This is a genomic window from Dyadobacter sp. NIV53 (genome assembly GCF_019711195.1).
Lineage (GTDB): Bacteria > Bacteroidota > Bacteroidia > Cytophagales > Spirosomataceae > Dyadobacter.
In genome coordinates this window covers 3,355,933-3,375,907 of the sequence record NZ_CP081299.1, presented here as the reverse complement: position 1 = coordinate 3,375,907, position 19,975 = coordinate 3,355,933, and the positions used below count along the sequence as shown (strand labels likewise).

15 protein-coding genes and 1 riboswitch are annotated in these 19,975 nt (G+C 39.3%); of the genes, 2 read left to right on the top strand and 13 right to left on the bottom strand.

The features are described 5' to 3' along the window. Positions 1-142 precede the first annotated feature (142 nt). The 13 genes from hemE to KZC02_RS13590 all read right to left on the bottom strand — a co-directional run bounded on the left by hemE (position 143) and on the right by KZC02_RS13590 (position 16,574). Positions 143-1,168 (bottom strand): uroporphyrinogen decarboxylase, encoded by a 1,026-nt coding sequence (gene hemE, locus KZC02_RS13650; RefSeq protein WP_221394597.1) that lies wholly within the window; start codon positions 1,166-1,168, stop codon positions 143-145. Positions 1,169-1,498: 330 nt separating this feature from the next. Beyond that, positions 1,499-1,951, bottom strand: coding sequence for a hypothetical protein (locus KZC02_RS13645; RefSeq protein WP_221394596.1), 453 nt, complete (start codon positions 1,949-1,951; stop codon positions 1,499-1,501). 637 nt (positions 1,952-2,588) lie between these two features. Beyond that, positions 2,589-2,819, bottom strand: a complete 231-nt coding sequence (locus KZC02_RS13640) for a hypothetical protein (protein WP_221394595.1) — start codon at positions 2,817-2,819, stop codon at positions 2,589-2,591. Positions 2,820-2,826: 7 nt separating this feature from the next. After that, a complete protein-coding gene (locus KZC02_RS13635; RefSeq protein ID WP_221394594.1) occupies positions 2,827-3,474 on the bottom strand; it encodes a T9SS type A sorting domain-containing protein in 648 nt (215 codons plus the stop codon). Between the two features lie 28 nt (positions 3,475-3,502). Next, positions 3,503-4,057 (bottom strand): gliding motility-associated C-terminal domain-containing protein, encoded by a 555-nt coding sequence (locus KZC02_RS13630; protein ID WP_221394593.1) that lies wholly within the window; start codon positions 4,055-4,057, stop codon positions 3,503-3,505. A 163-nt stretch (positions 4,058-4,220) separates the two neighbouring features. Next, the gene (locus KZC02_RS13625; RefSeq protein ID WP_221394592.1) at positions 4,221-4,637 is read right to left on the bottom strand and encodes a hypothetical protein; all 417 of its coding nucleotides are present in this window, start codon (positions 4,635-4,637) and stop codon (positions 4,221-4,223) included. A 69-nt stretch (positions 4,638-4,706) separates the two neighbouring features. Beyond that, positions 4,707-5,900, bottom strand: a complete 1,194-nt coding sequence (locus KZC02_RS13620) for an IS3 family transposase (protein WP_221394591.1) — start codon at positions 5,898-5,900, stop codon at positions 4,707-4,709. 39 nt (positions 5,901-5,939) lie between these two features. Continuing rightward, the gene (locus KZC02_RS13615) at positions 5,940-6,341 is read right to left on the bottom strand and encodes a hypothetical protein (protein ID WP_221394590.1); all 402 of its coding nucleotides are present in this window, start codon (positions 6,339-6,341) and stop codon (positions 5,940-5,942) included. A 105-nt stretch (positions 6,342-6,446) separates the two neighbouring features. After that, on the bottom strand, positions 6,447-6,839 hold the full coding sequence (locus KZC02_RS13610) for a hypothetical protein (protein ID WP_221394589.1): 393 nt from the start codon (positions 6,837-6,839) through the stop codon (positions 6,447-6,449). Positions 6,840-7,256: 417 nt separating this feature from the next. Continuing rightward, the gene (locus KZC02_RS13605; RefSeq protein ID WP_221394588.1) at positions 7,257-10,571 is read right to left on the bottom strand and encodes an RHS repeat domain-containing protein; all 3,315 of its coding nucleotides are present in this window, start codon (positions 10,569-10,571) and stop codon (positions 7,257-7,259) included. Next, the gene (locus KZC02_RS13600) at positions 10,568-12,976 is read right to left on the bottom strand and encodes an FG-GAP-like repeat-containing protein (protein WP_221394587.1); all 2,409 of its coding nucleotides are present in this window, start codon (positions 12,974-12,976) and stop codon (positions 10,568-10,570) included. Before KZC02_RS13600 ends, KZC02_RS13605 begins: the two co-directional genes overlap by 4 nt. Positions 12,977-13,295: 319 nt before the next feature. Then, positions 13,296-13,625, bottom strand: a complete 330-nt coding sequence (locus KZC02_RS13595; RefSeq protein WP_221394586.1) for a hypothetical protein — start codon at positions 13,623-13,625, stop codon at positions 13,296-13,298. Between the two features lie 495 nt (positions 13,626-14,120). Then, entirely contained in the window at positions 14,121-16,574 is a 2,454-nt protein-coding gene (locus tag KZC02_RS13590) for a TonB-dependent receptor (RefSeq protein ID WP_221394585.1), read from the bottom strand. A 119-nt stretch (positions 16,575-16,693) separates the two neighbouring features. Then, positions 16,694-16,789: riboswitch (TPP riboswitch) on the bottom strand. A 486-nt stretch (positions 16,790-17,275) separates the two neighbouring features. Here KZC02_RS13590 and rocD point away from each other — a divergent pair. Then, complete coding sequence (rocD, locus tag KZC02_RS13585) at positions 17,276-18,547, top strand: ornithine--oxo-acid transaminase (RefSeq protein WP_304488628.1); 1,272 nt, start codon at positions 17,276-17,278, stop codon at positions 18,545-18,547. A 5-nt stretch (positions 18,548-18,552) separates the two neighbouring features. Beyond that, on the top strand, positions 18,553-19,947 hold the full coding sequence (locus KZC02_RS13580; protein WP_221394584.1) for a S41 family peptidase: 1,395 nt from the start codon (positions 18,553-18,555) through the stop codon (positions 19,945-19,947). Positions 19,948-19,975: the final 28 nt, after the last annotated feature.

Sequence of the window (19,975 nt, the reverse complement as noted above, 5' to 3'; positions counted from 1 at the left end):
GAAAGGTTAGGTTCACATAGATCCACAGAGTATTAAAGAGAGCCACAGAGTGTAATTTAAGGGAGATTTTGTTTTTCATCTTTTGAATATAACTCTGTGGCTCTCCTCTTGTCTCCGTGGTTCTCCGTATAACCTACGCCTGCTACGAGGAGTACTCCTTTACCGATTCAATGAAGCAGCGGACTTTGTCGGGATTGGTATCCGGATAAACCCCATGTCCCAGATTGGCAATATAGCGTTGTGTACCAAACTGGTCTATCATTTTCTTCACTTCGGCTTTAATTCCGTCATAAGACGAATACAATACACATGGATCGAGATTGCCCTGTAAAGTTTTATTTGGTATCAGTTTACGCGATTCGGCAATGTCCATATTCCAGTCGAGGCCAACTACCGAACAATTTAATTTACTGATTTCTTCTCTTGCAAAAAATGCACCTTTTGCAAAAACGGTAACGGGAGCCTCCGTAATGGCATCACATATTTGCCTGATATAAGGCAGGGAAAAAATCCGGTATTGTTCAGGGGAAAGAATACCAGCCCAGGAATCAAATATCTGAACCAGATCTGCTCCGGCTTTGATTTGTGCTTTCAGGTATGCGATGGTGCTATCCGTAATTTTTTGGAGCAGTAAATGCGAAAATCCGGGATCTGCATACAAATGTTTTTTTGCCACGGAAAAAGTTTTAGACCCTTTTCCTTCCGTCATATAACAGAAGATCGTAAATGGAGCTCCGGCGAAACCAATGAGAGGAACCCGGTTTTCCAAGCCAATTTTGGTCAGTTTTATAGCATCCAATACATATTTCAGATCAACCTCCGGTTCAGCGATGTGAAGCTTTTCGAGATCCTCAATAGTATGTACAGTATCAGGAAAAACCGGCCCGCGTTGTTCAATCATTTCATAGGGCAATCCCATTCCTTCGGGAATCACCAGAATGTCGGAAAATATGATGGCGGCGTCCACGCCCAACAAATCCACAGGTTGTAAAGTAACTTCAGCAGCCATTTCGGGTGTTGTAGCCAGGGTAATAAAACTACCTGCTTTTTCACGGACTGCACGATATTCCGGCAAAATCCGTCCGGCCTGGCGCATCATCCAGACAGGCGTGCGCTCCACTTTCTCGCCACGTGCTGCCCGAAGCAAAAGATCATTTTTCAATTTCATGCGGCAAAGTTGGTCAAAAAAATTTTAAACGCGGTGGTAAAGGGAGTTTTTCGCAGCGTTGCGGGGAGTTAATTTCTCTGTCTATAATATTTAACTCAAAAGAAAAATTTCTTAGGAGGTATTGTTTGTTAATTACGCGGTAATAGAATATCAGTAGCAAAAGATGCAAATGTTTACAAAATCCCAGCAGGATGTAACAGAATATATTATGACAGAAGTTACTTTCGATGGAACGTTTCATGCCAAATGGCATTGAGATCAGTACAAGGATTCTGGTTACTACCGATATTTCATTCCTATGGCATTAAAATTTGGATATGGTTTCTGGTTCTATTCAACTTTATTATACATCAGTCCGGGGCCATCACATGCATTCCACGTGTTTGCAAGTTGGATGTCGGATTTTATAATTAATTCTTCTGTTGCCGTTGCATAACAATTTCCAATTAATTCACTGTCCTCATCATAAGTTAGCTCCATGTAATTTTCCTGCCCGATATTTTTAAATGAAAACTTACCTGTTATCGTTTTTGTAACACCGTCCCTTTCTCTTGTTTTGCTAAAAGTGCCGTCGGCATTAAAAAGATAAAATTCCTGCCATGACATATCAGAACCAGTTTGCGGCGGGATATTGGCGACATTTCCTGTCATAGAAACCAACTGCCACTTTTGCGGGAATTTTTCAGAATTAAACTTGGTAGTCAAACCTTCCGGGGAAGTTTCTTTTTTTGAGCAAGCTAACAGGGTTCCCAATATTGTGAATAGAAAAAACAAACGTTTCATTTTAGATAGTTTTAAGTTTCGAATCTCATTGATTGGACACTTAAAACTTAAAATTGGTTGTAATTACATATTAATGCGAATTAAGCATTAACAATTGGATTTAGGAAAGCGGCAGCAATTTTTCCGAAACGGTGAACAAGTAAACCTTTTGTTGAACAAACTTTGCTTGCTCTTTGGATATCCGTTTTTTCTATCAACCAATTGAAGTATGATTCTATTGGTTGTCTAAGGGATGAGACCGCTTTCGAGTACATGTCGTTAAATGCTTTATTGAATTGTCTAATGTTTTCGGGTTCTCCTTTTGTGAGTTTTACCGGTTCAAGCATTTCGTTGTTTTTCTGCTCCTGAAATTTATCAAAAAAAGTTTGTTTATATAAATTTTATTTCCATAAAGGCGGCGGACCGCTAATCTGGTAGTGATAGCTTGGTTAATCATGTGTTGTTTTTAGTGCTTTTTGACACTTCAAATACACTGATAGTCAAGATATTAACCTATAAAGTGGCTTTCCATTTTGCTATTAAAATCAGCTACATTTCAACTCTTAATTCGCATGAACAGTATAATTTTCATAAAAAAGCCCGGACAACGGTGTCCGGGAAATGAAGAATGCATAACGTATTATCATTAATTAGCAGGTTATTGGGCAAATGCTTTCACGTTTGTATCTAACCAGGTCTGTATCATTTCTTCAATGGTTTCACTGGTGAGCCGGGTCGTTTTCCCGTCCAGGATTTCGAATACATGCATGTTATCTAATGGCTCTTCTTCCCTAAAGTTATAACATTTGATGATGAACGATTCATAATCATCTTCCTCGATTTCTGCGATGATATTGTCTTCGGTGTCTACAACAAGAATGTAAAACATGTCTGCCTTACTGTTTTACGACCTTCCTGACTGTCGATGATCCATCTTTATGTGTAATTCTTACCAGGTAAACGCCAGCGGATAGATTGACCATATCAATCCCTTCAGTTGGGATATTGCCTGAACTGAAAACCACTTTACCCGCATTGTTTATTAACTGTACTTTTCCGGAGGCAGCGCCATTTATTTTAAGCAGGTCTTTAACCGGATTGGGGTAAAGGCTAATTTGAGTATCAAAATACACGCTTTGTATCCGGCTGAATGAAAATGAGCCGTCTCGGTCGATCATTTTAAGCCGGTACAGATTTTCGCCGTCCATTGGCTTTTTATCAGGGAATGAATATGAAGAACTAGATTTCTTATCCCCACTAGCGGTCGCGTTGCCAATGTTCATCCATTTTTTTCCATCCAGGCTACGCTCGATGTCAAAACGGTCGGAGTTGGTTTCTGATGAAGTTTGCCAGTTTAATAATGCGGTGGATCCTTCAACTTCTCCGGATACTTTGGTAGCGGTGAAGCTGATCAAGGTTACAGGGAGTGCGCCCGATCTTTTTCTTAAAATACGGTTGCCTAAAACATCATATTCAAAAACTATTTGCGCTTTTGAAATTTGGCTGGTAAGTGCGAAGGCTATAAGAAAGTAATATTTTAGCATAAAAAAAGAAGTTTTAGCCTATTCTTGATTAAAAGCAATCCTTTTCGGCAATAGATATAGATTTGTCCAATGTTCCGTTTTTTGCGGCCTGTACAGGATAGAAACAGCCTTCTTTGGATTTAAAGACCTTAGCATCTGTTCCGCATTGAATAACACATGCTTGGCCTTCAACAATTTTTAAAACCCGTTCCGAATTAAGAATTTGCATTTTATATTTAAAAAGACCTGTATAGCGGGAACCGTCAGACCGTACACCTTTCCATGCATATTCATTTATGTCTTTATAGTTAAAAAATGGCCTTTGAAAAACAATTGTGTCACCCTTTGCGCTCAATATCGTGAATGCACGTACCTCTAAAACGTCTTCATTGACGTAGGGCATAAATACATCGTTGATATTGTCACCATTAGGAGTAAACACATTGGGTACATATGCATAGGCCTTACCAGATGTAAATTCTACGGGCTGGGTGCCACAGCAAGATTCGTATTCATTGGAAACGACATTAGGTTCATCCTGCGAAGAGCAGGTTTGGGCGCTACAAATAAAAAATAGCAATAAAGCACTAATTAAATTCTTCATATTATACTGATGTTTAATGGTTGGGTAATTTTACTAAGTGTACTTGGAGCAAGAAAACATAACGGTTGCTCCAGCTATTATTATTGATTTCATATTTTTATCTGATTAAAAGATATCCTAACAAACCTGATATGACTTTCAAGTTTGTCTAAAACGCACATCATTAATAATAAACACGGTTACTTGTCAGGTCTACAAAACCATCCTTCGGTAAACCGTAAAAAATAATTTCACCTTCTTTTGTTTTTATATATCCAAACTCTTTAAATGGTAAGGCTTTTACAGGTATCGGTATTGGCTTGAAAGTTTTTTTGTTCAAAATCACCTTTGTAAACCTCTCTATGTCAGCGTCTTTTTCGATTGAATCCAGAATACCTAAGTTTTCGGATAAATATTGCTTCACATAAGTATCTCGTCCATCATATTTTACAACAATTCCGTTAGTCAATCTATATCCTAGAAAATGATTACTTGTTGTATCCTTAAATACGGGATGTATAGAAGCAATATTTTCAGGCCGTAGCGGGATGTACTTAGAACAAGAAAACATAATTGCTACGGCTAGTATTATCGATTTCATGATTTAGAATAGAACCTTTTAAATTCTCAGTCAATTGTATTTGCTCTTTCCGCTTAAAAACTGGACTAGTTACGCAGCGATTTGAAAGTTAAAATATTCTTTTGGTGTTTTCATTTTTAAAGCTGAATGAGGAGCAAAATTATTATATTCATCTACCCATTTTTGTATTTGTGACATCACAACTGTTGGATTATCGAGACAATTTTCAAAGACGTAATCTCTTTTAAAAGTGCCATTCAGTGCCTCACACATGCCATTTGATTGTGGTGAATATGTCGGTGTATTACAATCTTCAATATTCCATTGTTTAAGACTTTTTCTTAGATTTTTCTCTATGTATTCAGGTCCGTTATCATGTAGTAGTTGAAGCTGCCCTTTTGGCGGTAAACTTTCACCGAATCTTTCAAATAGGGCATTCTGTACTAATAATTCGATATCACATCCTTGAATATGCGTGCCTGCTTTCCAGCTAATAATTGATCTGTCACAACAGTCGATCACAAAGGCCAGTCGAAGTTTTTGACCATTCCAACACTTAATAGACGTTATGTCGCTAGCCCATCTTGTATTGGATTTAACAACGGCTATTTTTCCAGTATGAATCCTACTATTTCCTCTGGTTCGAAATCGTTTTAATAGTAAACCTTCCTCTTTCATAAAGCGGTGAACCATATATTTGGATAATGTAACACCATAATCCCTTTGTAAAATAGCTCGCACACGAGGTGTTCCATAGGTTGACTTCATGCTTGATATTGATCGAATATTAGCCTTAGCCGCATCTGACAGGTATTTTTTTACAATTTTCTTTCTCTTGGGATAAGGCCTGGCTTGGTAATAGATGCTAGATTTGGCAACTCCCAATATTTTGATGATTCGGTTGATACTTAATCCGAATTCCCTGGATAGCGATTCAACTGCCGGTTTCGTAGTTGATCCATCTCCAGCTTTTTTTAGAACCTTAATATCAAGTGTGGCCTCTCCCAGAGCCCTCTTAAGTTCATCATTTTCTCTTCGCAAGACCTCTAACTCCGTTTTAGAGTGTAGCTGGCCATCATTTTTTATACTCATAACTGCTCCTGATTTTGCATCCTTACGCCATTTATATAGCTGGCTTGATATTAGACCGTGTCGACGACAAAACTCGGGACAAGACAAGCCAGATAAATCCCATTCTTCCACTAAGTAAGCCTTTTGTTGCGAGGTAAGCAATTTTCTTCCTGATGAACTTAGGCGTGCATTCTTAATCATCTCTGATACCATTTCTGTTTCTCGTTTGAGGCTACAAACTGGTCCAATGATTCAAACGGTTAGGAACATATTATGTAAATAAACTTGATTGCTTGATAAATCAATAAAACTACGTTTCCCCATTATCCCATAAAAAATTACTTTTTGATCCATTGTTTGAATATAACCAAACTCTCTTAACCCTACCACTTTAATAGGACGGTACTTTGTAGTCTTTTTATTGGAAAATAGTTTTGTGATTCGCTCAGGGTTTATTTCATTTTCATAAGAAACCAAATGGTTCAAGTGCTCAGAAAGATTTTCTTTTACAAATAAATTGCTATTATCTTGTTTGACTATATCCTTCCCAATTCTATATCCGTAGGGGTGATAATATGTCGTATCCTTAAAAACTGGACGGATAGAAACTATCTTTTCTGGTTGTAGCTGACTATATTTTGAGCACGAAAACATGATTAGTGCTATACTTAAAATATTGTTGATTTCATAATTTTATCTAGTTAAAAGATATCCTGATCAACTTGGAGCTTAATCCAAGTTGATCTAAAAGGTATATCGTTAATGATAAACACGGTTGTTGCACAGATCAATAAAGGTTTGCCCCTTCGTTATTCCATAAAGAATTACTTGTCCTTTATCGTTTTGAATATATCCGAACTCTCTTAAACGAGCCACCTTAATTGATACGTATTTTGAGATTTTCCTATTCTCAAATAATTTCATAACTCGTTCAGGATTTTGTTCCTTTTCGAAGATATCAATCTTATGCATGTTCTTGGAAAGGTATTCGGTTACATTAATATTCCATTTATCAAACTTTACCGAATCAGACCCGACTATGTAACCATAAGAGTAACTGTTAGAGTAATACGACGAACTATCGTTAAAAACAGGCCGAATGGAAACGATATTTCCTGACGATAATGGTAAATATTTGGAACAAGAAAACATAAGGGTTCCTAGTACTATTATTATTATTATTGATTTCATAATTTTATCTAGTTAAAAGGTATCCTGATAAACTCGGTCTCACCCCAAATTCTCTTAAGAAAATGGAAGCTCTTAATAAATAAGGATGGATTCCTCCTAAAGTAAAGTACCCAGAAGCCATAAGAGCTCTTGAAGCAACGGAAGAACAACTTCTTAGTAAAAAGTTATAAGAGCCGGCATTTGAATTAAGGTTGCTCGAGATACTTTTAAGTCTAGTAATATTTAGCCCTTTAATGGTTATTGAACTTGGATGTAGATTACCAGGTATATTTTTGGTCTCTATTGTTCCATCAGCCATAGCATACTCTACCCAGTTGTTCCTAGCAGGTGAAAAACGTGTAAAATGACCATCCAGTTCTTTATAAGGCCCAAAATCAATCAGTGATCCACCCTTTCATCCAATACTTGAAAATGGCCAATTAAATCCAATTCTTTTCCCTGAGCTGGCCGGTTTTCGGTTTGAATCTGCGCACTTCCCGGTTTAAAACCGATGAGAATATCCTGAATATTTGCCAATGCACCCAGCCCGTAGCCTAAATTGTCAAGAAATGAATTTCCTTTTTTACCAAAATAGCCAAATTTGCCTGTTGCCAAATTATAGCTAGCGAAACCGATACCTATGCTTACGTCTGTTTGCCCGGAAGTATACAAAGCTGTTCCAACGGAGCTAATATACGACCCAACAACGATTCCAGTTGTATTAGCAAACGCAATACCGGACGCAGCAATCGTGTAACCCACTCCGGCAGAAGTTGCCCCTACTATGGCACCACCAAGCATATAACCCCATGTTTTTCCTGATCTATAATCCCATTGGAAAGGGTTATAATTTCCTTGATTTGCTATTGTTCCCCCGGAATATGCTCCAATAACAGCACCAATAATTATTGCTACCACTATCGGGTGATTACCATCTGGATCGGTATAAAGGAGAGGATTGTTCTTGGAATATGAGTAACGGTTGTAATCCTGTGTGTGAAACGGGTCTTGCAAATAGTTATCAGGGCTTAACATTCTGCCTACAACAGGATCATACAAACGCCCATTCATGTTAATAAGCCCGAAATTATCCAGGTGTTCATGTCCGGTATAGCCTCTTTGTAACCAAGCCAATGATGTCGGTAAGCCGTTTGCAGCCGTCGGTAGTAATGGCACCCAAGTTGTCGGATTCCTTCTTCTTCCCCAAGCATCGAAGCTTTGTTCCCCTTCAACTGTTCCTGAATTATTGGTAATAGTAAGGATGGAGCCTAAATGATCCGTATATATGTAATGAGGAGTTTGCACAGATCCTTGAATCTCGACAATGGCAATTAATCCAGCAGGAGAAATAATATTATGGATGTACCGTTCAACTCCTGAAATAATAACTTTTTCAAAACCAGCCGTAAAATAATAACGGGTTGCATTACCAGAGGGCGAGGTAAGCACACTCTTGGTACGTTCGTAGTCCGCTCCATAAGTGTAGGTTAGCAGTGCCCCGTTTTCGCTTATAGCTTGAGGTTGCATGAACGACGTATAGCCAATGTCTTGTTGAAGCAAAGGAATAGCAGATGAAGAATTGGCAACGCCAGTGACCGCATTCCTTTTTGTAGCATGGTACGTGTAGGATCCTACATCGATTTTCGATGATATATTTCCACTATTATCATAAGTAGCTATTTGTGCAGCTTGCCCGACTATAGTAGCAGTCAGGAGGCGGTTAAGATTATCATAAGTAAAATCTTCTGTTTTTGACTTAATGTTATCCTTTCTCTGGGTTAGATTTCCGCTGGTGTAATTCCAACTCATTTCCAAGTTTTGAAGCCCGGCCGTCAAATATTGCGTCGGCATTCCATGGTAATAGGTATTGACGGAATTCTTTGTATTTCCAAGCGTGTAAGTGGTATTTTGCCCTCTCCCATTCATTCCCGTATTGGTATAGAAGGTGATGGAGTTATCACTATTCTTTATTGTGGTTGGGTATCCATTTGAATCGAAAGTATGTTTGGTGCCAAATCCTGACGGATAGTCAACAGAAGTTATACTCCCATAAATATCATAACCATACGTTGTCGTATATGGAGTACCTTCTATGGTCTCCCTTATAGAAGCAGCCCGCCCAAAACCATCGTAAGTATATTCGGTTGTATTTCCAGAAAATCCTGTGACTTTTTTAAGCTGGTTCACCGAAGTAGCCAGTGGCCCTGTCGCCGAAGGATAATACTCGTAGGTTGTGGTAAGTTCGGGCCCTGTTCTGGATGTATTTCGTCCCATCAGATCATATTCCATTGTGTGGACTTCTGACTTAGCGTTGGTTTCGCTAACAAGTAGTCCAAGTGCATTACTTTCATAGATTGTGGCACCTCCATTTTGATCAATGAGCTTGGTTTGCTTTCCATAAGCGTCATATTCATTAGTAACAATTGTAGCGCTTCCTGCCTTAACAGTTAGTAAATTGCCGTGGCTGCCATAGGTATATAATAGTTGGCTACCGGCAGCGTCTGATGCGATAATGGTTTTTCCGCTTGCGTCTGTCACTTTCGTTGTTAACTGCCCGGCAGGATTGGTAATCCCTGTATAGAGGTTTCCGGAGCCGAATGAGTATGATATGTTTGTAGTACCAAAAACACTGTTTCCATAAGAAGAAAGCCGGTTGTAAGCATCATAGGTATTTGTAGTGACCAAAACAGATTCTCCCGATTTATACGGTTGGGTAAAAGTTGCAACATTACCACGCGCATCATAACTATTTACCTTTGTGATTGTTTCATTTTGAAACCCTTCAGTCTCTGTTTTGACCTCCCGATTGAGAATGTCATAAGTTGTTTTTGTAAAGGGCTTTCCTGGTTGATCGTAGTCTGCCAGGCTATACCAAACGCCATTTGCAAGATCCCATGCGTAAGTTTGAATAAGGCTAAATCCTTCAGGATAGGTCGTTTTCTTTAATTTTCCAAAAGCATCGTATTCGTTTGTGCTAGTGAGCCCGTCAACTCCCGTAAGGGTAAGCGGTTTTCCCCACTTGGCGTCGTAAGTAGCGCTGGAAACCTGACTTAAAACATTAGTGCTAGAGAGTGAAAAACGACCTTTGCTATCATAAGTTCCGGATGTGATCCGAGCAGTCATAGATGCAGGCATTATTGTGGTTTTCTTTAAATTGCCAAGATCAGAATACTCATAAGCCGTGATAACATTTTTGGGAAGGCCACTAAAATCTGTTTTAGAGGTTAATTGTCCCAAGGAGTTATAAGTAAAGGTTGTACTAACGTTATGTGGTACCGGGTCTCCTATTCGGGAATTAGAAACCGTAATGGAAGTAAGCCTGTTAGGTATCGTGGTAACGTATGCCCCATAAACCGACGTGGTTGTTTTGGTTTCAATATTGTTATTATTGACAATACTTGTTGTCACATTACCATAATTATCATACGTGTTGGCTGTATTAACGGTCTGCCCTTCAAAATTTTTGTTATCAGCAACATTGTTGATCCGATACCAAAAACGCTTATTTCCCAGATCTACAAATTGATTAGTCAGCGTACTTTGGTTTAGCAATGTTGATGGTGATATAGAATTAAGGTACGTGCTGGTACGATAGGGCGCGACAGCAAAAAAAGTGGTATTAAATTCATTTTCTGAAACGGTTATTATTCCTGTAGCCAGATTTGAGATAGTTACTTTTTTAAATCCCAAAAATCCTTTACCTGTTTTACTCAATTTTGCTTCTTCATAACTATATTGATTGAATAACCACCAATGCCATTTTGGCTTTTAAAGTCTGAAACACAGTTAAACGAAGGCTGAAGAGTATTTAATGGATGTACTGTGAGGCTCGCCCGGGTATAGAATGTGTCCGCATTGTTTAGTCTTTTGTAATTCCACTCTGTTATATGATTATGGCCATTTTTAACTTTTTCCAGTAAGTTTTCCTTGCCATCTTTCTTGAAATAGAATATATCAAATGGGTCGCCGTAGAAAGTTATGTTTACATTATCAGACCTTCCATCGCCATTTAGATCGAATACTTGATTCCCTACAAATCCTAATGTACTCGAGAAGGTATGCTGTGTATTGTAGAACCCACTGGATCCTTTTGAGTAATACAAGTCTAGCCGTGAAGTACTCGCACCTGCCCCGACAAAATAATTCCATCCATGGTAAATGTCCATTTTGCCATCACCATTATAATCTGAAATGGTGAAATGATCGTCAGAGTAGGATCCTGTGATATCTGGTGTGTGCTGGAAGGTAATGGGGGTTAAAATGAATGTTTTTCCTGATGAGATTGCTTTCGTCCACGGAAAAGTATTGTTGGTTAGTGAGCCACGGGTAAGAATGTCTGTTTTACTATCGCCATTAAAATCTCCAAAGTAAATAAGATGGTCTTTTGAAAGAAAACCTGTGGACAAGTTGATACGTCTTGCCACCCAACCATCAAAAGTTAGTATCTCACATGTACTATTTTTAATGAGCATTAGGTCACTTTTCCCATCTCCGTTAAAATCTAAAACATGAATTTGGTCCATAGTAGCCCAATCACTCACAGGGAAATTTATGGATCCAGTTACACCAACAGAACCGAAACTAGTCGAATTGTTGCCAAAATACAGATGTGAATAAAAATTAGTACTGGAACTGCCTAAAATGGTCAAAATATCCTGAACCCCATCTCCGTCAAAGTCACCGGGGAAAATAAAGTTGCCTGTTGTGTTGATATACGGGTATCCCGGATAAGTAGAAATTGTTGTTGGGGTAAACGACGTGCCGTTATTATCACTCTTATATAGGAGGAGATTATTTAGAACTCTCCCAGCCCCGGAACCAGTTGTGTTGGTCACTAAAATATCATCCGACCCGTCACCTGTGAAGTCGGCACTAAGGAAGTTATATGAAAGTGAAGAATTCTTTTTTTCGAGTAACGTATAATTAGTAGATGAAGGAAGGGTAATAGTCGGAGAAGAAGTATATGTTGCGCTTCCCGGCGTCCTTTTATAGATTTTAAATCCAGTGTGATACTTGATAGAATTGTTCAATTGGTAAGTGGCGGCCATTACGTCAGTATAGCCATCCGCATCAAAATCGCCCGGGAATAAATCGACTGCTTGACCTGCAACAATTCCTGACGCGCCCGATTGAAATTCTATTGGCGCATCACCATACTTAAATATAGTGGCATTTAATACCGAATTGTCACTGCCAGACTCAACAACCTCTTTTAAATATGAATTGATATTATCCCACCCGTAATTAAATTGATAGGATTTAACGGTGGATCCTTCGGCTGTGACGACTATTTTGTCTAACAGATAAGCATTTACGATTGAATTTCCACCATCCTCCAAAGCATTTAAATCAGACCTAAGTTTATAGTCGAATTTAATTTTGTTATATGGGAGAAGCACAGGAACGGCAGACGCGTTACCTGTGTAATTGATTTCATCAATTCTAAAATCATTATTGAGATTAATGTATTTGAACTCAATGTAGTTTCCATCGGGATATAGGATTCGATTTACGCGCCAAAAAAGAACCGCCGTTTCTCCATCGGCAACCCTTTTAGAGTCAGAAGTATTTCCATACTCCATGATAACACCGTCCTTTGAGATAACATTAAACCACATATTAACTCCTGATCCATTTAATGTTATTGTCGAAAAATTTTCGCTTTCCGATCCGTATGTTGACGCATTTACACCGTAAGTGCCGGTTTTTAGAATCAATCTTTGGCCATCAAGTGAAAAACGATCGTCAGATGTAACTTCAACCGGGTTTGCATAAGTATCATGATATACAGTTCGCGGACTTCTTACCAACGACGATAATCCGGATATCTCCCAACCCATTCCAGCAATTCCATTACCCCCTTGAGAGTTATATTCAACAGATAATGAGGGAGTTATTGAATTGCTTCCCGGAGCAGCAAAAATAGGAATTGAATAGTTTGCACCCCCAGATCCGGAAACGGAAGGAGAAGCGGCTAGACTGCCAACGGTCAAGCTTTGATTGATAGCTCTATTATCAAAAGTAGAACCAGTATGTAGAGTTTGATAAGTTACATTTTGAGCATTGATTGAACCAAGGGTAAATACGATCAACAGGATCAACAGGTAAATTTTTCTCATGAGTACTGTATTATGATTTTTAGGCAATTTGCGTTTTAAGAAATAATCAAAGAAGCGCTAGGGCGCACAAATTTTCTCTTTGAATGCCCCGTAAGGGCCGTTCAAAAAGAAGTTTTTCACAAATTCCGTTGAGATATATCGGTAGCTCTATGACAGGCTTACCAGTTAAGAGTATGCTGTATTGTTCAGTGACAGCATCGTGAAGTTTTCAATTTTAAATGCTTGCTTTAATTTGTTAGATGATGTAACTCTTTTTCAACAAGCGCTCAAACCTATCACTTTTACTTTTAATGGCTTGTAGAATAGAACAAAAAAATTATTAACCGGTGGTAACAGCCGGCGGAAAGTCAGCTTCATCGTAAGAGTACTTTTCCTGATCATGATCTATAATGATTGGGTGCAGCTGATCTAAAAAGTACTGTATGTGGCTGAAATTATGCTCATTATACTCAAAATTGGCACCCATGCTACGGTTAACAATTCTTTCGATAATCACGTCCGGGTCATTCATGAACTTGAAAGTCGCAGTCATAACATGGGGCTCATTATAATAGTAAGCCGTTTCCAATAGGCCGCACCTGCGTAACGGGCAGGTTCCCGGCTGAACCTGAGTGGAATAATCCCAGGTAAGCCACTGACTATAATGCATGGGAAGGCCTTCGGACTCCTAGGGCGTATCAATGGCTACGACAACCTTAAAGATGATGCAACCGTCTTCATATTCTGTAGCATGTACAACACGGTAAATAAACTCGTCAACCATAGCTACATATTTTTCTTGTATTGCATGAACGAAATCGGGGCCTGTAATCGATTCTGATTGATTCATAATTCCTTGCCTGGGCTATTTCAAGGAACCGTCTGACTTTTATTGTATAAACGCAAAAGCGCGGGCTGATTCCGATGCTTGTTTCCGAGAGAGTCGAAGCCCACAACACAAAGCAAAAGGAACGCCCACGTTTGCACGCAGGCGCTTCACCTTTACTTTCCTGTTTTGTTTGAAATTTCGACTTTTCTGGTACAGAAAAATTTCAGCGACCGTCGCCCGGCGAAACGCTATTTTATATTTTGATGTCTTGTTATCTAATAATTTAAGCTCGAACTAGTTTGGTTTGGCAGGCAATGTAGGAAGCAAATTATTAACTTAAAACCTCAGGTTAACTCCAACCAGAAAATTCGTCCCGGCCTGAGGGAAATAAAAATTCTCCTGTGTTAAAGCACCGCTGGAATAATAGCCGTACGTGTAACCATTGGACTCATACTTTTCATCCAGAATGTTATTCACCAGTAAATTAAATGAGATTTCTTTTGCCCAGGTTGGTTTTACTGTCCATGTAAGGCGGATGTCATTGGTGAAATATGCATCCAGTTTACGGGTTTCGCTGGAAGTATTATCCAGATATTGTTTGCTTACATATTTGGTTAATAATGCCAGTTCCAGGCTCTTTTTCGGACTGAATGTAAGCTGGCTACCTACAATGACATCAGGCGAAAATGAAATATCAGATTTCCCGTGATCAAAGGTTTTGTATTCGTAAGTATCGTAGTCGATAACATATTCGGTAAAATTCTGGATTTTATTCTGGCTGAATGTGGCATTGGCATTCCATTTCAGAAATTTACCAAAAGCAACCGCCCCTTCCAGTTCAATACCTGTCCGGTAACTTTCCGGTACATTGACGCGAACAGCATTTCCAACGTCGTTGATTTGTCCGGTGAGTACGAGCTGATTTTTGTATTTCATTAAATAATAATTGGCGGCAAATGCCCAAATGCCTTTTTGTGTCCTGAAACCGGCTTCAACATTATGTAATGTTTCATGTTTTGGAAACAACTGTGCCGTGGCGGACGTGAAATCATCCCGGTTAGGCTCGCGGTTGCCCATACTGTAAGATGCATAAACGGAACTTTGCTCTGCAACCTGGTACGTAAGTCCGGCCTTAGGGTTTACAAATGAATAAGACTGGTTGAATGAAAGCGGCACCAGGTCATTGTCAGTTCCATTGATAGTATGGCTAACCTGCCTGAACTGTAAATCGACGAATGCGTTCAGTTTGGACGTAAGCTGGTAGTATACTTTTCCGTAAATATTAAAGTCTTTTTTGACTGCTTTATTGAAATAATACTGATGTTCATTTTCAATACTTCCAGCATTACGAGCCCACGTAATTTGTCCGTAATGATCACCATCGTATTTATTCCAGCCTCCGCCAATACTTGCAGTAATTTTTTTGAAACTATTAAAATCCACGGAAAAAGTGCTTCCATAAAAGTAATTATCCAGCCAGCGCCTGCGGATCAGATCCGTGCGTGAGAGCGTATCGCCACCTATCACGACATTAGGAAGATTATAATCGCTGTATTTATCCTGCGTCCGGTATTGCTCGTAATATCCAAGTCCGCGTACCATAAATCCGTTTACATTTAAGGTCAGTTTGTCGCTTAACGTATGGGAAGAAACTAGCTGGTAATGATCCTGCCGGTAATTATCGACTTCGTTTTTATAGGTATAGGAATTAAAGGTGCGGTCGCCGGAGCTGATCAGATTATCCGCATCTTTTTCATCAAGTTCATTTGTTTTGATATATTCTAAAACTCCTTTCTGGTTACCTCTAAGTTTAGCTTCCGGCACACCATTCCAGGACTGGTATGTCCTTTCATTTCCTGAAAATACATTGGCTCTCACAAAACTTTTTTTACCAAAATATGCCCCGGAAAGATAATAGGAATGCAAATTGGAAGAGGCGCGGTCTACAAAACCATCCGACGAAACCCTGGACAAACGCCCATCAACCGAAAACTTGTTCTTCAATAATCCGGTACCGATTTTAATGGTATTTTTGAACGTATTGAAGGATCCAAGCGAATTATTCAGTTCCGCATAGGCTTCTTTATGAAATGCATTGGTGTTGATATTAACACTAGCACCAAATGCTCCCGCGCCGTTGGTAGAGGTTCCAACGCCACGCTGAATCTGGATACTATTAACTGAAGAAGCAAAATCGGGCATATTTACCCAGAAAACACCCTGACTTTCAGCATCATTATAGGGAATTCCATTTACAGTTACATTGATACGGGAAGCATCGGAGCCGCGGATCCGGATACCGGTATAGCCAACCCCTCCTCCTGCATCACTTGTACTTACCAACGATGGTGTGAAATTCAATAAAACCGGCAAATCCTGGCCAAGATTCTGTTTATTGAGCGTTTCAGCACTTACGTTAGTAAAAGCCATTCCCGATTTATTACTTACACGGGTTGCATTAATAATCACTTCATCAGCCTGATAGGTGCTTTTACTGAGTTTGATTTCCAGCGGAATACCAGAGTCAGAAATATCCATTTTAACTGTTTCATAGCCGATGTAAGATATTTCGAGTGTTGGGATGTTTTCAGAAATGTTCTTTAAAGTGAAATTTCCATTTTTATCCGTACTGGCGCCACGAATTTCTCCGGCTTTTACAGAAGCGCCGGGCAGAGGTTTGCCATCGTCTCCATCAGTTATCCGGCCGGAAACTGATCGTTGGGCCCAGGATGGGAAAATAAATAATACGCTTAAAACAAGCGTCGACAGATAGGTCGTAACTTTTCGCATAGCGATGATAAGTTGTTACGAACAGGCAGGGGCCACCTATCCTTTGGTTCTAAAAATAAAATGTGAAACGCTTCGAATTGTAATAATTTGAAATCAGTTAAAGTGAATTTTCAAGTTTCTTACTTTTAGCTTTCTCTTCCTACGCCAGCATTATCCGGATCAGGTAGTATGGGTATGATCTCAGCCCGTTCGGTTGGGCACCCCTATGAGATTTTGTGCAAAGTTAATTCAGATAATCCGGGGATTCAATAAAAATGGGGATTTATTGTTTTGCTTTTTTTATTAATTGTAAAATGGATGGATACCACATTGTGGTTACCTCGTTTGTAGCAAAATATATTTTGTCAGCTTATTTTTTGCCACGCAGCGACTACCCCGATTGCAGTAAAATACACAAATCAGTATTGTGGTGTAGCCCCCATGCGGCATGACTTTCAATTTGAATTATGTGTTGCTACAAACAGGTAGTGCATACAGCACATAACAATTATTTTTCACCCGGTTCAATTGCAGCTACTTCTTTTTCAATGTATTTCATTATGTAACAGGAATCTATACGTCGGTTGTAATGCCTTTACTGTCCGAAATATATTGTAACTTCATAGCAATAAGTAAGCAAACAAGCTAAGTTAAACCTGTTAAAATAAGAAGGGTTTGCCTAATTTTACATCATTAAATTAAAACTATTTACCATAATATTAATGGCCAGCTATACAAACACAATCACACAAGACACAGCTACTTTGGATACTTCTCAATATGCTATAGAACTTGAATACAAATACGGAGCGCATAATTATAAACCCATGCCTGTTGTACTTGCCAAAGGATTGGGTGTGCATGTGTGGGATGTGGAAGGAAAGCAGTATCTGGATTTTTTATCGGCGTACAGTGCTGTAAGTCAGGGGCATTGCCACCCTGATATAGTTGCTGCCATGATAGAACAGGCGCAAAAACTCACTCTCACTTCCCGTGCTTTTTATAACGACCAACTGGGTGAATGTGAAAAATTTCTTTGTGAATACTTTGGTTATGATAAAGTCCTGATGATGAATTCGGGCGTAGAAGGTGGCGAAACTGCCTTAAAACTTACACGTAAATGGGCTTACAAAGTAAAAGGAATCGCTCCCAATAAAGCTAAAACCGTATATGCTTCAGGTAATTTCTGGGGCAGGACACTGGCTGCAATTTCGTCGTCTACTGATCCATCGAGCACGGATGATTACGGCCCTTTTTTACCCGGTGTGATCCTGGTTCCTTACGATGATCTGAACGCTTTGGAAGATGCTTTCAAAAATGATCCGGATATCGCAGGTTTTATGGTAGAACCTATTCAGGGAGAAGCAGGTGTGGTAGTTCCACAAGATGGTTATCTCAAAGGCGTTCGCGGTTTGTGTACAAAATACAATGTATTGTTTATCGCGGATGAAGTGCAGACTGGCATTGGACGAACAGGGAAAAGGCTGGCTTGTGATTGGGAAGGGGTAAAACCGGATATTCTGGTTTTAGGAAAAGCTTTATCAGGAGGAACCATTCCTGTGTCGGCGGCACTGGCCAATGACGAAATTATGCTGACAATTGCGCCTGGTGAACACGGCTCTACTTATGGTGGAAATCCGCTTGCCTGTGCAGTTACTATTGCTGCTTTGAAAGTAGTTGAGGACGAGAACCTGGCTGAAAATGCAGAGTTGATGGGGCAATTGTTCCGTAACAAAATGTTGGCTCTTCAAAAGCAATGTTCTCTGATTGAAACCGTTAGAGGTAAAGGGCTTTTAAATGCAATTGTAATTAATGATACCGAAGACAGCCCGACTGCAATGAAACTTTGTTATCAGATGATGGATAAAGGATTGCTTTGTAAACCTACACACGGAAATAAAATAAGATTTGCTCCGCCGTTGGTAATCAATGAGGAACAAATGAATCTGGCTTGCGATATCATTAGTGGCGTATTTTTAGATTATAAAATGTAAGTAAAATGAATGTAAAGCATGTATTGCTGTTTTTTGTGCTTTTTGGATTTCTATCTGCCTGTCATGATAAAACAGTAGAGCCGGCCACAGAATCAGAAACTGACAAGTGGATTTTGGAACAGATGAAATATTGGTATTACTGGAATGATAAAATTCCTGCAAATCCCAACGTATCTCTGGAACCTGAGGCCTTTTTCGAATCTTTGCTTTACAAATACAATGCAACGACCAATCCGGAAGGCGACCGTTTTTCCTGGATCCAGGAAAGTGCGGATGAATTGAAAGCGGGATTGAGTGGTGAATCCAAATCTACGGGAATGGATTACAAACTGTATTACTATCCAAAAGGCAGTAGTAATGTCGTAGGTGTTGTATTGTACAGTTTGCCGGATTCTCCGGCTGCAAAAGCAGGAATAAAACGTGGTGATGTATTTACCGGTGTGAATGGCCAGGCGTTAACCGGGGCAAATTATAGTCAGCTGCTAAATGCGGAAGGCGTGTTAACTTTTTCATTGGGTTCTATAACCGACGATGGCGTTATTTCTGAAAGCACGGTTAAGAAAGAAGTTACGCCAATTGTTTTACAAGAAGACCCGGTTTACTTTGATACGCTGTTTCAGTATGGCAGTAATAAAATCGGCTATATTGTTTATCATCAGTTTTTCCCAAGCCCCAATGGCAGCAACTCCAACCAGTACGACCTGAAACTGGATCAGGTTTTTGCCAATTTTAAAGCCAATAATGTTAATTCACTAATACTTGATTTGAGATATAATGGAGGCGGTTATGTGAGTTCATCAACCAATCTGGCCAGTCTGATCGGAAAAGTTACTTCCAATGATATTTTTTACTATAAAGAATATAATTCCACTGTCACGCCGGTTTTGAAAAAACAATTTGGAGAGGCATATTTTTATGATAAGTTTAAAGCTAAAACTCAAAATATCGGATCGTCCCTCAATCACTTTATTGTTCTGACGTCGGGGAATACGGCTTCTGCCAGTGAACTGCTGATCAACGGATTGAAACCATTCATGAATGTAACATTGGTCGGAGCTAAAACTTATGGAAAAAATGTAGGTTCCATTACGATCAGTGATGATTCAAAAAAGATAAAATGGGGATTGCAGCCGATAGTTACCAAATCATTGAATAGCCAGCATCAATCGGATTATTATGTGGGGTTCACACCGGATTTTCCTGTCACGGAAAGTATGAAATTGTATCCTTATGGTAATCCCAAAGACCCGCTGTTAGGTGAAGCTTTGTATCAGATAGTCGGAGCCAGGGTTGTTCGGAAAATGCCGCAGGAAACGGCCAGGATTCTAGAAAATGCATCGGAAATAGAATCCAGCATTACAAAAAAAGCAGGTGGAAGTAATATGTTTTATGATAAATAGACAGGATGCGCACGCAGTAATAAGGAAT

Bases quoted from the DNA above. Each gene is read 5' to 3' on its own strand.
- hemE (WP_221394597.1), bottom strand. From the start codon at position 1,168: ATGAAATTGAAAAATGATCTTTTGCTTCGGGCAGCACGTGGCGAGAAA.
- KZC02_RS13645 (WP_221394596.1), bottom strand. From the start codon at position 1,951: ATGAAACGTTTGTTTTTTCTATTCACAATATTGGGAACCCTGTTAGCT.
- KZC02_RS13640 (WP_221394595.1), bottom strand. From the start codon at position 2,819: ATGTTTTACATTCTTGTTGTAGACACCGAAGACAATATCATCGCAGAA.
- KZC02_RS13635 (WP_221394594.1), bottom strand. From the start codon at position 3,474: ATGCTAAAATATTACTTTCTTATAGCCTTCGCACTTACCAGCCAAATT.
- KZC02_RS13630 (WP_221394593.1), bottom strand. From the start codon at position 4,057: ATGAAGAATTTAATTAGTGCTTTATTGCTATTTTTTATTTGTAGCGCC.
- KZC02_RS13625 (WP_221394592.1), bottom strand. From the start codon at position 4,637: ATGAAATCGATAATACTAGCCGTAGCAATTATGTTTTCTTGTTCTAAG.
- KZC02_RS13620 (WP_221394591.1), bottom strand. From the start codon at position 5,900: ATGGTATCAGAGATGATTAAGAATGCACGCCTAAGTTCATCAGGAAGA.
- KZC02_RS13615 (WP_221394590.1), bottom strand. From the start codon at position 6,341: ATGTTTTCGTGCTCAAAATATAGTCAGCTACAACCAGAAAAGATAGTT.
- KZC02_RS13610 (WP_221394589.1), bottom strand. From the start codon at position 6,839: ATGTTTTCTTGTTCCAAATATTTACCATTATCGTCAGGAAATATCGTT.
- KZC02_RS13600 (WP_221394587.1), bottom strand. From the start codon at position 12,976: ATGAGAAAAATTTACCTGTTGATCCTGTTGATCGTATTTACCCTTGGT.
- KZC02_RS13595 (WP_221394586.1), bottom strand. From the start codon at position 13,625: ATGCATTATAGTCAGTGGCTTACCTGGGATTATTCCACTCAGGTTCAG.
- KZC02_RS13590 (WP_221394585.1), bottom strand. From the start codon at position 16,574: ATGCGAAAAGTTACGACCTATCTGTCGACGCTTGTTTTAAGCGTATTA.
- rocD (WP_304488628.1), top strand. From the start codon at position 17,276: ATGGCCAGCTATACAAACACAATCACACAAGACACAGCTACTTTGGAT.
- KZC02_RS13580 (WP_221394584.1), top strand. From the start codon at position 18,553: ATGAATGTAAAGCATGTATTGCTGTTTTTTGTGCTTTTTGGATTTCTA.